Annotated in this window: 10 protein-coding genes; 2 read left to right on the forward strand and 8 right to left on the reverse strand. The window is 71.4% G+C overall.

All coding sequences use genetic code 11. From position 1 onward, the window contains the following. Positions 1–2: 2 nt before the first annotated feature. The 5 genes from AVL62_RS13020 to AVL62_RS13040 form a co-directional block, all read right to left on the reverse strand. The gene (locus tag AVL62_RS13020; RefSeq protein ID WP_153011795.1) at positions 3–1,280 is read right to left on the reverse strand and encodes a hypothetical protein; all 1,278 of its coding nucleotides are present in this window, start codon (positions 1,278–1,280) and stop codon (positions 3–5) included. A gap of 50 nt (positions 1,281–1,330) precedes the next feature. Beyond that, positions 1,331–2,782, reverse strand: coding sequence for an SH3 domain-containing protein (locus AVL62_RS18135; protein WP_058892090.1), 1,452 nt, complete (start codon positions 2,780–2,782; stop codon positions 1,331–1,333). Between the two features lie 464 nt (positions 2,783–3,246). After that, entirely contained in the window at positions 3,247–5,772 is a 2,526-nt protein-coding gene (locus AVL62_RS13030) for an ATP-dependent Clp protease ATP-binding subunit (RefSeq protein WP_058892091.1), read from the reverse strand. Between the two features lie 21 nt (positions 5,773–5,793). Further along, a complete protein-coding gene (locus tag AVL62_RS13035) occupies positions 5,794–6,930 on the reverse strand; it encodes a type IV toxin-antitoxin system AbiEi family antitoxin domain-containing protein (RefSeq protein WP_083518948.1) in 1,137 nt (378 codons plus the stop codon). A 165-nt stretch (positions 6,931–7,095) separates the two neighbouring features. Next, entirely contained in the window at positions 7,096–8,091 is a 996-nt protein-coding gene (locus tag AVL62_RS13040) for a Ku protein (protein WP_058892092.1), read from the reverse strand. 18 nt (positions 8,092–8,109) lie between these two features. Between AVL62_RS13040 and ligD (AVL62_RS13045) the strand changes: the two genes are divergently transcribed. Both ligD (AVL62_RS13045) and ligD (AVL62_RS13050) read left to right on the forward strand, forming a co-directional pair. Then, complete coding sequence (gene ligD / locus AVL62_RS13045) at positions 8,110–9,105, forward strand: non-homologous end-joining DNA ligase (protein WP_058892093.1); 996 nt, start codon at positions 8,110–8,112, stop codon at positions 9,103–9,105. Beyond that, positions 9,102–9,950 (forward strand): non-homologous end-joining DNA ligase, encoded by an 849-nt coding sequence (gene ligD / locus AVL62_RS13050; protein ID WP_058892094.1) that lies wholly within the window; start codon positions 9,102–9,104, stop codon positions 9,948–9,950. The genes ligD (AVL62_RS13045) and ligD (AVL62_RS13050) overlap by 4 nt, the downstream gene beginning before the upstream one ends. 80 nt (positions 9,951–10,030) lie before the next feature. Here the strand turns inward: ligD (AVL62_RS13050) and AVL62_RS13055 are convergent, their stop codons facing one another. The 3 genes from AVL62_RS13055 to lysS all read right to left on the reverse strand — a co-directional run bounded on the left by AVL62_RS13055 (position 10,031) and on the right by lysS (position 12,251). After that, the gene (locus AVL62_RS13055; protein WP_058892095.1) at positions 10,031–10,366 is read right to left on the reverse strand and encodes a histone-like nucleoid-structuring protein Lsr2; all 336 of its coding nucleotides are present in this window, start codon (positions 10,364–10,366) and stop codon (positions 10,031–10,033) included. A 143-nt stretch (positions 10,367–10,509) separates the two neighbouring features. Continuing rightward, on the reverse strand, positions 10,510–10,749 hold the full coding sequence (locus AVL62_RS17560) for a hypothetical protein (RefSeq protein ID WP_058892096.1): 240 nt from the start codon (positions 10,747–10,749) through the stop codon (positions 10,510–10,512). Further along, on the reverse strand, positions 10,749–12,251 hold the full coding sequence (gene lysS, locus AVL62_RS13065; protein ID WP_058892097.1) for a lysine--tRNA ligase: 1,503 nt from the start codon (positions 12,249–12,251) through the stop codon (positions 10,749–10,751). The genes AVL62_RS17560 and lysS overlap by 1 nt, the downstream gene beginning before the upstream one ends. Between the last annotated feature and the right edge of the window lie 61 nt (positions 12,252–12,312).

Raw genomic sequence — 12,312 nt, forward strand, 5'->3', positions numbered from 1 at the left:
CCTCAGAACCCGGTCGCCGAGGGACGCGGGTAGAACCTGGCCAGCTTCTTGGCGTGGTTCAGCCGGTTCGCCATGACGTAGGCGCGCCGGCGCCAGTTCCCACGCTCGTAGAGCAGGGGGTGCACGATCCCGCGCCGGGCAGCGCGCAGGACACGACGGCGCAGGGCGCCGTCCCGGACGTAGTAGGGGAGCACGGCCGGGCTGACGATGCTGTAGAGCACCTCGTCCGTGCCGCGGACCGGCTCGCGATCCACCCCGCGGACGAGGTCGTCCACCAGCGCCCCGGCGAGGTCGGCGCCGGCCGCGGTGGCGTAGAAGCTGTTGCGCCCCATGCGCGGGTTGACCTCCATGTAGTAGATCGTCCCGGTGCGCGGGTCCCGCTTGGCGTCGATGTTGGCGAAGCCCCAGTAGTCGACCGCCCCGAGGATGCGCTCGGCGGCGTCCATGAGCTCGGGCATGGGGGTGGTGATCATGGCGATGGGGTTGCCGACGGTCGTCGGGTCGTGCTCGCCCAGGAGGACCTGCGCCGTCGCGACCGCGGTCAGCCGGCCGGTGCGGTCGACATACCCCACGATCGAAAGCTGGTGGGTGTCGTCGCCGGGGATGTGCTCCTGCACCAGGAAGTCCTGGCGGACCCCGCCGGCCACCAGGACCTGCACGAGGTCCTCCCACTCCTGCGGCGTCTGCAGGAACCACACCTTCTGCGCGCCCGGGAACTTCAGGTTCTCGAAGTGCGCGCTGTTGGCCGGCTTCGCGACGACCGGGTAGGTGACGTCGACCGGCTCGGGCGTCCAGCCGGGGCGGTCGGCGTCGCCGAAGCGCACGACGGTGGTCCGTGGGGTGGGCAGGCCCAGACGCTCGCAGAGCTGGCCGAACTGCTGCTTGTCGGCGACCTGCTCGAGGGTCCGCGGCGACATCCGCGGGAAGGCGAAGACCTCCCCCAGCTCCTCGGCGTGCTGGGCGATGAGGTCGGTGTGCGAGTCGGAGTTGCAGCCCAGCAGCAACGGCACGTCCGGCTCGCGCTCGCGGGCCGCCCGCCCCTCGGCGAGGAGCGTCGCGAGGAGCTGGGCGCGGCCCGTGTCGTGGCCCGCCTCGACGGGCCGCAGGATGCGCGAGTGCGCGATCGCGCCGGTCTGTCCGCGGGAGACGAGGGTCGTCTCGACGCCGTAGCTCTCGTGCAGCGCGCGGGCCAGGCCGTAGGTCCCCGGGTCGGTGCCGAGGAAGACCGGTCGGAAGGCGACGTCTGGGGCAGGCGAGGGCACAGGGGCGACCGAGGGCATACCGCGAATGCTACGTCACGGACCCTCGGCCGCCGGGCCGGCGAGACCGCTCAGCCGACCCCGTCGACGCGCCCGTAGCCGGACACCCCGCTGAAGATCGCGCGGTACTGCGTGGGGACGCCGGGCCGACCGGTGTCGTACATCATGCCGTCGCCGGCGTAGATGCCCACGTGGTAGGCCGGGGAGCCGTGGAAGACCAGGTCACCGGGCTGCGGGTTGCTCACCGGGGTGGTGGCCGCCTGTTGCATCGCCGCTGTGCGCGGGAGGGTCAGACCCACCTCGGCGAAGACGTACTTCGTGTACCCGGAGCAGTCGAAGCCCTCCTGCGGGCTGTTGCCGCCCCACTTGTAGGGCGTCCCGAGGTACTTCGCCGCGGTGTCGAGGATCAGCTGCCGGGTGGCGGTGGGCGCCGGATCCGGAGCCGGGGCGGGCGCGGGGGCCGGCGTACTGCCGGAACCGGGGTCGCTGGCGGTGAGGACCGAGGAGGCCATGTACTGCGACCCGGCCATCTTCAGCCAGCCGTTGCTCGTGAGTGTGCCGGTGACCTTCGTCCCCCGGGCCTTGCTCCCGACGACGGAGTATGACGTGGACGGCCCGGAACGCACGTTGGCGAGGGAGGGGGTGACCCAGCGGGTCACCTCGCTCGGCGAGGGGTCCGGCTGCTCGCCACCGCCACCGCCCCCACCGGGGTTGGTCCCGGTGAGGATGGTGCCGGAGATGAACCGGCCGCCGCTGATCTCGAGCCAGCCGTTGCTGGTCCAGGTGCCCTGCACCTTGGTGCCCTTGCGCATCGTCGTGACGACCGAGTGGCCCAGACCCGGACCGGAGCGGACGTTGCCGATCGAGGCCTCCATCCACTGGGTGACCTCCTGGGCACCGCCACCGCCACCGCCGCCACCGCCGCCGGGGTCGGTGCTGGTGAGGATGGTGCCGGAGACGAACTTGCCGCTGCTGATCTTGAGCCAGCCGTTGTTGGTCCAGGTGCCTTGCACCTTGGTGCCCTTGCGCATCGTCGTGACGACCGGGTGACCCAGGCCCGGGCCGGAGCGGATGTTGCCGATCGAGGCGTCCATCCAGCGCGTGACCTCCTGGGTGCCACCGCCGCCACCGCCGCCCTCGGAGCCGACCCGGGTGAGGTTCCAGGCGGCGACGAAGCGGTTCTCCCCGATCTTCAGCCAGTTGTTGGAGGTCAGGGTCCCGGTGAGCTGCTTGCCCCGGGCGTAACCGCCGACGACGCCGTAGGAGGTCGACGGGCCGCTGCGGACGTTGACGCCCGCGGAGGCGCTCACCTCCATGGTGACCGTGCTCGTCGGCGCCGGGGTCGGCAGGATCCGGGGCTGGGCCACCGGGGTGGTGGGTGCGTTCGGCAGCAGGGGCTGCTGCGGCAGCTGTGGGGTGCTCGCGGGCGCGGCCTGCACGGCCGGAGCGAGAGTGACGACGGGGGCGGCCGCCGCGGTGACGGCGATCATGGTGCGAGACAGGCGCCGGGTGCTCAGGGTCATGGATGTTCCGTACGTGTGGTGGGACAGGCCGTGGTGTCCGGGTCGCCGGACGGGTGCTTCGGGACGACCCGCGGGCGGGCCAGGAGCAATCAAACCCACCCGCGCGAGCCCGTGCAACCCCCACCCCTACCCGGCGAGTGCATTTCTCGGGGGCACCACAAGCGTGTAACTAGTGATGTTCGTCACATGCTCTCAGCATTTCCGCAGGTCACCCCGGATATCACACGTATGTAGTTCGCTGACCTGCACTTTTCTCGCATTTCACACGTCTCTCGGGCGTCTCTGCGGCCTCGTGACGCCTGTGACTCACGCGGTGAGAAGTGGCCCCGGTGGGCGTGTCCCGCCGCTCCTGCGCCGTGGACCCCTTCCCGCCCCCGGCATCCCCCCAGGACGGCCTCGGACACGCCAGAGGGCGGGGAAGGGCATACCTGCCCCTCCCCGCCCTCGGCGGTGCTGCGCCTGCCTCAGCCGGCCTGTTCCTCCAGCGGCACGGTGTCGGGCACCTCCGCGGGCTTCTCCTGGCCGCGGAAGGTGAACACCTTGTCGCGGTTCTTGCCCTCGCCGACCGTGTCCTCCACGTCGACGATGACGATCTGACCCGTCCCCAGATCACCGAAGAGGATCTTCTCGGACAGCTGGTCCTCGATCTCGCGCTGGATCGCCCGACGCAGCGGCCGCGCACCCAGCACGGGGTCGTAGCCCCGCTTGGCGAGCAGCTCCTTGGCGGCCGAGGTGAGCTCGATCGCCATGTCCTTGTCCTTGAGCCGCTCGTCCAGGCGGGCGACCATGAGGTCCACGATCTGGATGATCTCGTCCTGGCTCAGCTGCGGGAAGACGATGGTGTCGTCCACCCGGTTGAGGAACTCGGGACGGAAGTGCTGCTTGAGCTCGTCCGTGACCTTGTTCTTCATCCGCTCGTAGGAGCTCTGGGTGTCCGGCCCCGCGGAGAAGCCGAGCGAGACGCCCTTGGCGATGTCCCGGGTGCCCAGGTTGGTGGTCATGATGATGACGGTGTTCTTGAAGTCGACCACCCGGCCCTGGGAGTCGGTCAGCCGACCGTCCTCCAGGATCTGCAGCAGGCTGTTGAAGATGTCCGGGTGCGCCTTCTCGATCTCGTCGAAGAGCACGACCGAGAACGGCTTGCGCCGGACCTTCTCGGTCAGCTGGCCGCCCTCCTCGTAGCCGACGTAGCCGGGGGGCGAGCCGAACATCCGCGAGACGGTGTGCTTCTCGGAGTACTCCGACATGTCCAGGGTGATGAGGCTGTCCTCGTCACCGAAGAGGAACTCGGCCAGCGTCTTGGCCAGCTCGGTCTTGCCGACACCCGTGGGCCCGGCGAAGATGAACGACCCACCGGGACGCCGCGGGTCCTTGAGGCCTGCGCGGGTGCGCCGGATGGCCTGGGACAGCGCCTTGATGGCGTCGTTCATGCCGATGATCCGCTTGTGCAGCTCGTCCTCCATGTTGAGCAGGCGGGAGGACTCCTCCTCGCTCAGCTTGAAGACCGGGATGCCGGTGGCGGCGGCGAGGACCTCGGCGATCAGCTCCTCGTCGACCTCGGCGACCACGTCCATGTCGCCGTTCTTCCACTCCTTCTCCCGCTCGGCGCGCGCCTGCGTGAGCTTGTGCTCCTCGTCGCGCAGCCGGGCCGCCTTCTCGAAGTCCTGGCCGTCGATGGCCGACTCCTTCTCGCGCTTGGCGTGCGCGATCTTGTCGTCGAACTCGCGCAGGTCCGGCGGCGCGGTCATCCGCCGGATGCGCAACCGCGCACCGGCCTCGTCGATGAGGTCGATCGCCTTGTCCGGCAGGAAGCGGTCGTTGATGTAGCGGTCGGCCATCGTGGCGGCCCCCACGAGGGCGCCGTCGGTGATGGTCACCCGGTGGTGCGCCTCGTAGCGGTCGCGCAGCCCCTTGAGGATCTCGATGGCGTGCTTGAGCGTCGGCTCGGCGACCTGGATGGGCTGGAAACGGCGCTCGAGGGCGGCGTCCTTCTCGATGTGCTTGCGGTACTCGTCCAGGGTCGTGGCGCCGATGGTCTGCAGCTCGCCACGGGCCAGCATCGGCTTGAGGATGCTGGCGGCGTCGATGGCGCCCTCGGCGGCACCCGCCCCGACGAGGGTGTGGATCTCGTCGATGAACAGGATGATGTCACCCCGGGTGCGGATCTCCTTGAGGACCTTCTTGAGCCGCTCCTCGAAGTCACCGCGGTAGCGCGAGCCCGCGACCAGCGCGCCGAGGTCGAGGGTGTAGAGCTGCTTCTCCTTGAGCGTCTCCGGCACGTCGCCACGGACGATGTCCTGGGCCAGGCCCTCGACGACGGCGGTCTTGCCGACGCCGGGCTCCCCGATGAGCACCGGGTTGTTCTTGGTCCGGCGGGACAGGACCTGCATGACCCGCTCGATCTCGCTCTCCCGGCCGATGACCGGGTCGAGCTTGCCCTCCCGGGCCGCCTGGGTGAGGTTGCGGCCGAACTGGTCGAGCACCAGGGAGCCGGACTGCTGGCCCTCCTGCTGGCTGCCGGCGCCGACGCCCGCCGTGGCGGACTCCTTGCCCTGGTAGCCCGAGAGCAGGGTGATGACCTGCTGGCGGACCCGGTTGAGGTCGGCGCCCAGCTTGACCAGCACCTGCGCCGCGACACCCTCACCCTCGCGGATGAGGCCGAGCAGCAGGTGCTCGGTGCCGATGTAGTTGTGCCCCAGCTGCAGGCCCTCGCGCAGCGAGAGCTCGAGGACCTTCTTGGCGCGGGGCGTGAACGGGATGTGGCCGGTGGGGCTCTGCTGGCCCTGGCCGATGATCTCCTGCACCTGCTGGCGCACGGCGTCCAGCGAGATGTCCAGCGACTCCAGCGCCTTGGCGGCCACGCCCTCACCCTCGTGGATCAGGCCCAGCAGCAGGTGCTCGGTGCCGATGTAGTTGTGGTTGAGCATGCGCGCCTCTTCCTGCGCGAGCACCACCACACGTCGAGCCCGGTCGGTGAACCGTTCGAACATGCTCTTCTCCTCCACTGTGGGCTACCACCCACTGTACGTGCGTCTGGTCCGGGTCAACGTCCTCATCCACCACCGATGTTCCGTGTTCGCCCCCGGCGCAATGGCCCGGGTGGGCCCCTCCCGGTGCGCGAGGACGGGCACGACACGGCATACCGGTCTCATCGTGCGGGACCTGGGCTCGTGGTGCCCGTCCGACGGCACGGGGGTATGCCGTGTGTCCCGAGTTCCTCGCGGGCCCTCAGGGTCTCCGCGCAACCGGACCGGCGTGCGCGGCGGGGCGGGCACCGGGTGGCCGTCCCGGGCGCGCACCCACGAGCGGACCGCCCAGCGGACGAACTCGGGCTGCAGCATGACGTCCTCCCAGGAGAAGCGCAGCACCGTCCAGCCGAAGACCACCATCTCGGTGTAGCGGCGGACGTCCTTGCGGAACCCCTTCCTCGTCGCGTGGAACTCGTGGCTGTCCGCCTCCACGACCAGCCTGCGCGAGGTGTCGACCAGGTCGGCCTGCGCCCAGAGGCCGTGGGCCACCACCTGGTGCTGACAGACGACGTCGAGCCCCTCCTCGAGGCAGATCGCCCGCAGGACGGACTCGAACGGGTTGGCGGCCCGCCCGTCGGCGAGCCGCGCCACGCGTCGCAGCTGACGCGACCCGTCCCCCCGGGCCTGGGCGGCGGCCGCCGCCAGCCGGCCGCGCCGGACCTGGCCGGAGCGAAGCGCCGAGTCGGCGACGGCGAGCGCCTCGTCGAAGGGCAGGTCCCGGGCGCAGTCCACGACGGTCCGCAACGGCGCCGTCACCCCGTCGGCGGCGTCCCCCGGCCCCAGGCGGCGCCACCGCACCACGGCCGTCCGTTGGTCCTGCGCGCAGACGTTGCGGTTGCGCGGCACGACCACCTCCGGCAGCTCGGGGTCGTTCTTGACGGCCCATCCGTGCTGCACGGCCGCCGAGCGGTGGGACAGGACGGCGCTCATCCGGTGCGCCTGCGCCGCGTGGGTCTCGAGCGAGGCGAGGCGGTACCGTCCCCGCCGGCTGCGATGCAACCGCCCCTCCCGCACGGCGGCCGCCAGGTCCCGGGCCCGTGCACCCGACCGCCGCAGCTGACGCGTCGTGGCGCAGCCGCCCAGCTGGGCGACGACGGCAGCGGGGTCAGGGGCGGACACACCCGCAGCCTGCCGCGGTCCGGCAGCACCCTGCGGAGGTTGTCCACAGGACGCCCCGGCCACGCCACGGGCGCGGCCCGACCCGGCTGCTGCCCCCCGGTTCGTCTGGTCACGACGGACGGGGGTATGCCGCCCCGGTGGGCTCGGCTGAGTCCGCAGCCCGGCTCAGCCCGCCTTCTTGGACTCCGAGTCCTTGGTCGAGGACTTCTTCTTCGAGGTGGACGACGACCTGCTCCCCGAGGCCTTCTTCTTCGAGGTCGACGAGGACGTGCCTGCCGAGGACTTCTTCGTGGAGGAGGACGAGCCCGCCGAGGACTTCTTCGCCGAGGACGTGCCCCCCGAGCCGCTGCCACCCCCGGAGCTCTCGCCCCGGCCCTTCTTGGCCCGGTCCACCGAACGCTGCAGCGCCGCCAGGAGGTCGACCACCTCTCCGCTGTCGGCCTCGTCCTCCTCGTCGGGGCTCTCGGTGACCTCTCCGCCGCTGATCTTCTTCTCCACCAGCGCGTCGACGGCCTCCTTGAAGTCGTCCACGTGCCCCTCGGGCTCGAAGTCGCCGGACATCGAGTCCACGAGCATCCGCGCCATCGCGACCTCGTCCTTCTTGGGCTCGCTCACCTCGTCGAGGTGGTCGAGCTGCTCGGAGGTGCGGATCTCGTCGGGCCACAGGAGGGTCTGCAGGACGATCGCCGCGTCGTCCTCGCGCACCCGGAGCACCGCCATCGTCATCCGGCTGCGGACCGAGACGGTGACCACGGCGACGCGGTCGGACTCGCGCAGCGCCTCGCGCAGCAGCCCGTAGGCCTTGGCCCCCATGGCGTCGGGCTCGAGGTAGTAGGCCTTGTCGTAGAGGATCGGGTCGATCTGCTCGCGCGGCACGAACTGCTCGACCGAGATCTCCTTGCTGCTGCGGTGGGGCAGGGTGGCGAGGTCCTCGTCGGTGAGCACGACCGTCTTGCCGTCGTCGGTCTCGTAGGCCTTGGCGATGTCCTTGTAGGCCACCTCCTCGCCGTCGGCCTGCGCCACCCGCTTGTAGCGGATGCGGCTGCCGTCGCTGCGGCGGACCTGGTGGAAGCTCAGGTCGTGGTTCTCGGTGGCGGAGTACAACCGCACGGGCACGTTGACCAGGCCGAACGAGACGGCGCCCTTCCAGATCGCTCTCACGCACCCCAGGATGGACCCATGCGCCCCATGCTCGCCACCCCGGGGGAGGTCCCCGCCCGTCCCCCGACGGGTCCGGCGTGGGTGCACGAGATCAAGTGGGACGGCATCCGGCTGCTCGCCGACGTGACCGAGGGCCGACTGCGGCTGCTGACCCGGGGCGGGCGCGACATCGCGCACGCCTTCCCCGAGCTCGCGGCGCTGGGTGCGGTCGCCGAGGACCTGCTCCTGGACGGCGAGGCCGTCTGCCTCGTCGAGGGCCGGCCCTCCTTCAGCCACGTCGTCGAGCGGGTCCACGTGGGTCGGGGGGCCGCCGCGGAGCGCCTGGCCGCCGCCCGCCCCGCCACCTACGTCGTCTTCGACCTGCTGCGCCTGGACGGCCTCGACCTCACCGCGCTCCCGTGGTCGTCGCGTCGGGAGGCGCTGGAGCAGCTCGTCGAGGACGTGCCGGGGGTCCAGCTCTCCCCCGTCTACGACGACGGCGCGATGCTGCTCACCGCCACCCGGGAGCAGCACCTCGAGGGGGTGGTGAGCAAGCGGCGGGACGCGGCATACCACCCGGGGACCCGCAGCACCGCCTGGGTGAAGTTCCCGCACCGCGACCGGGTGTCGGTCGTCGTCGGCGGGTGGCGGCCCGAGACCGACCGCCCGGGACGCATCGGCGCGGTGCACGTCGGTCTGCCGCTGCGCGGCCCCGACGGTATGCCGCAGCTCGCCGCCGACGGGTCGCTGCGCCTGCGGTACCGCGGCCGGGTCGGCAGCGGGCTGGCCGGGCGCGCCGGCGAGCAGCTGCAGCGGCTCCTGGCCGGGGTGCCCGCCGGGGACTACCCCTTCGACGCCCCGATCCCGCCGGTCGAGGCACGCGGGTCCACCTGGCTGCGGCCGCAGGTGGTCGTCGACGTCGCCGCGCTGGGCGCCGACGGCACGGTCGGCCGGCTGCGCCAGCCGTCCTTCCAGGGCGTGCGGCCCGACCTGGCCCCGGCCGACCTGGTCGCGCCCGTCGAGGAGCCCCGGTGAGCAGCCAGCAGGTGAGCGTGGCCGGGCGCACGCTGCGGGTGAGCAACCTGGACAAGGTGCTCTACCCCGCCACCGGGACCACCAAGGGGGAGGTGCTCACCTACTACGTCACCCACGCCGAGCAGATCCTGCCCGAGCTCGCGGACCGGCCGGTCACCCGCATCCGGTGGCCGGAGGGGGTGACCGGGGCCCACTTCTTCGAGAAGAACCTGCCCTCGGGGGCGCCGGACTGGCTCCCCCGGGTGACGCTCCCGACGCCCGGCTCCTCCCGGGGCCACACCCACCTCACCTTCCCGCTGGTGACCGACCTGGCCGTGCTGGTCTACCTCGTCAACCTCGGCAGCCTGGAGCTGCACGTCCCGCAGTGGCGGGTCGACGACGACGGCGCCGCGCTGCCGCCGGACCGGCTCGTGGTCGACCTGGACCCCGGGCCCGGCGCCGGCCTGCGGGAGTGCTCGCGGGTGGCCCTGCTCGTGCGCGAGCGCCTGGAGGCCGTGGGCCTGGGGCCGCGACCGGTGACGAGCGGGTCCAAGGGCATGCAGCTGTATGCCGGGCTCGAGGGCACCCGTGGTGCCGACGAGGTGAGTGCCGTCACCAAAGCCCTCGCCGAAAAGCTCGCCGAGGACCATCCGGACCTCGTGACCGCACGGATGAGCAAATCTTTGCGCTCACACAAGGTGTTTCTGGACTGGAGCCAGAACAATGGCGCCAAGACCACCATCTGCCCGTGGTCGCTGCGGGCACGGGAACGGCCCCAGGTCGCCCTGCCCCGGGAGTGGGCAGAGGTCGAGGCCGCGGCCTCGGGAGAGGCCGATCTCGAGCAGATCACGATGGACCGCGTCTGAGGGCCCCGCGCCGTGGACGACGAGAAAGGGCCGGCCTCCCCGCACGGGGACGACCGGCCCTTCTCCTGGCCTCCGAGAGGTCAGTGAGCCGCCGCGTAGGCGTCCTGGAGCTCCTGCGAGACGCGGCCGCGAGAACTCACCTTGTAGCCGTTCTCCCGGCCCCACTCACGGACCTTGGCGAGCTCGTCGCTACGGCCTCCGGCCGCCGCGGTGGTGCCGCGCCGCCGGGTCTGGCGACGACCGCCGGCCCGACGGGCCTGACCGATCCACGTCGCGAAGTCCTCACGCAGCTTCGCGGCGTTCTCGTCGCTGAGGTCGATCTCGTAGTGAACCCCGTCCAAGGCGAACTCCACCGTCTGGTTCGCCTCCCCACCACTGAGGTCATCCACGAGGATGACCTGCACTCGCTGTGCCATTTCTTCTCCTTTGTGCCGAGCATGCACCGCTACAGGTTGCGGCGCAGGAGAAGACTAGCGCCATTTTCTCGCTGCGCGAAAGTCAGCACATTTAGTGGGGGAATTCTCGGGAAATGCTGGCAATGCGGTCGACGTGAAGATCCTCACGTGCGGTCGGCGGGGTCGGCGCCCTGCCCGGGGTCCGTCGTCGCCGGGCTCGGCCCGGGCCCGCCGTCCGGGTCCACGGCACGGTCGGCCTCCCGGTCCGCCGCCCGCTGGGCCGCCCGCTCCCGACGGTCGCCCTCGACCATGTGCTTCATGACGACGTAGAAGAGGTAGAGCAGCCCGGCCGAGGGCAGCAGCGCGGCCAGGATCATCCACCCCTCGTGCAAGATCTCGCCCATCAGGCCTCCGGCTTGAGGAAGGGGAAGAGGATGGTCTCGCGCACTCCGCTCCCGGTGAGCAGCATGAGCACCCGGTCGAGCCCCATCCCGAGGCCCCCCATCGGCGGTGCGGCGTACTCCAGCGCCCGCAGGAAGTCCTCGTCCAGCTGCATGGCGTCGGCGTCCCCCCCGGCCGCGAGGAGGGACTGCTCGGTGAGCCGGGCCCGCTGGATCTCGGGGTCGACCAGCTCGGAGAAGGCCGTCCCCCGCTCGATCCCCCCGATGATGAGGTCCCAGGCCTCGACCAGGCCGGGACGGTCGCGGTGCGGTCGGGCCAGCGGCTGGGCGATCGCCGGGTAGTCGCAGACGAAGGTCGGCTGGACGAGGGTCGGTTCCACGACGTCGCCGAAGATCTCCAGGGCGACCTTGTCGGCACCCCAGCCGGGCTGGACGGGCACCTCGTGAGCCGCGGCCAGCCGCCGCAGGTCGTCGACCGGCGTCTCGACGTCGACCCGCTCCCCCATCGCCGCGGACAGGCCCTCGTAGAACGACAGCCACTCCCACTCGGCATCCAGGTCGATCGTCCCGGCCGCGCTCTCCACCTGCCGGCTCCCGATCTCGTCCGCGGCGGCCAGGATCATCCGCCGCATGAGGTCGGCCATGGTGAACTGGTCGCCGTAGGACTGGTAGCACTCCAGCATGGTGAACTCCGGCGAGTGCGTGGAGTCGATGCCCTCGTTGCGGAAGATGCGCCCGATCTCGTAGACCCGCTCCACCCCGCCGACGACGGCCCGCTTGAGGTGCAGCTCCAGCGCGATGCGCAGGGTCATCGGCAGGTCGAAGGCGTTGAGGTGGGTGTTGAACGGCCGGGCGTTGGCACCCCCGTGCAGGGCCTGCAGGACCGGGGTCTCGACCTCGACGTAGCCGTCACCCTCGAGCACCCGGCGGACCGCCCGGGTCATGGCCGCCCGCTTCAGGACCATCTGGCGCGCGTCCTCGCGCACCAGCAGGTCGACGTACCGCTGGCGCACGCGCTGCTCCTCGGAGAGCTCCTTGTGCAGCACCGGCAGCGGCCGCAGGGCCTTGGACGCCATGCGCCAGGAGGTGGCCATGACCGACAGCTCCCCCCGGCGCGAGCTGATGACGCGGCCCTCCACGAAGACGTGGTCTCCCAGGTCCACCCACGCCTTCCACCGGTCCAGGGCGTCCTGGCCGACCTCGGCGAGGGAGAGCATGGCCTGCAGCCGGGTGCCGTCACCGGACTGCAGCGAGGCGAAGCAGAGCTTGCCGGTGTTGCGGACGAACATCACCCGGCCGGCGACACCGACCACGTCGTCGGTCTCCTCACCGGTCTCCAGGTGCGCCCAGCCCTCGCGGACCTGGGCGAGGGTGTGCGTGACCGGCACCTCGACGGGGTAGGGGTCGACGCCGGCGTCGAGCATGGCCTGACGCTTGCCCTGGCGGACCGCGATCTGCTCGGGCAGGTCGGTCTCGGGCACGCTCGGTCGGGTCTGCTCGCTCACCCTCCCAGGGTAGTCGGCGACGGGCGCGCCCCCGGCACCGCGTCGGGCCCCGACCCGGTCA

It is taken from the genome of Serinicoccus chungangensis, assembly GCF_001483745.1.
Lineage (GTDB): Bacteria > Actinomycetota > Actinomycetes > Actinomycetales > Dermatophilaceae > Ornithinicoccus > Ornithinicoccus chungangensis_A.

What these genes read in the sequence shown, in the direction of transcription:
- AVL62_RS13020 (WP_153011795.1), bottom strand. Translation starts at nt 1,280, where the DNA reads ATGCCCTCGGTCGCCCCTGTGCCCTCGCCTGCCCCAGACGTCGCCTTC.
- AVL62_RS18135 (WP_058892090.1), bottom strand. Translation starts at nt 2,782, where the DNA reads ATGACCCTGAGCACCCGGCGCCTGTCTCGCACCATGATCGCCGTCACC.
- AVL62_RS13030 (WP_058892091.1), bottom strand. Translation starts at nt 5,772, where the DNA reads ATGTTCGAACGGTTCACCGACCGGGCTCGACGTGTGGTGGTGCTCGCG.
- ligD (WP_058892093.1), top strand. Translation starts at nt 8,110, where the DNA reads ATGCGCCCCATGCTCGCCACCCCGGGGGAGGTCCCCGCCCGTCCCCCG.
- AVL62_RS13055 (WP_058892095.1), bottom strand. Translation starts at nt 10,366, where the DNA reads ATGGCACAGCGAGTGCAGGTCATCCTCGTGGATGACCTCAGTGGTGGG.
- AVL62_RS17560 (WP_058892096.1), bottom strand. Translation starts at nt 10,749, where the DNA reads ATGGGCGAGATCTTGCACGAGGGGTGGATGATCCTGGCCGCGCTGCTG.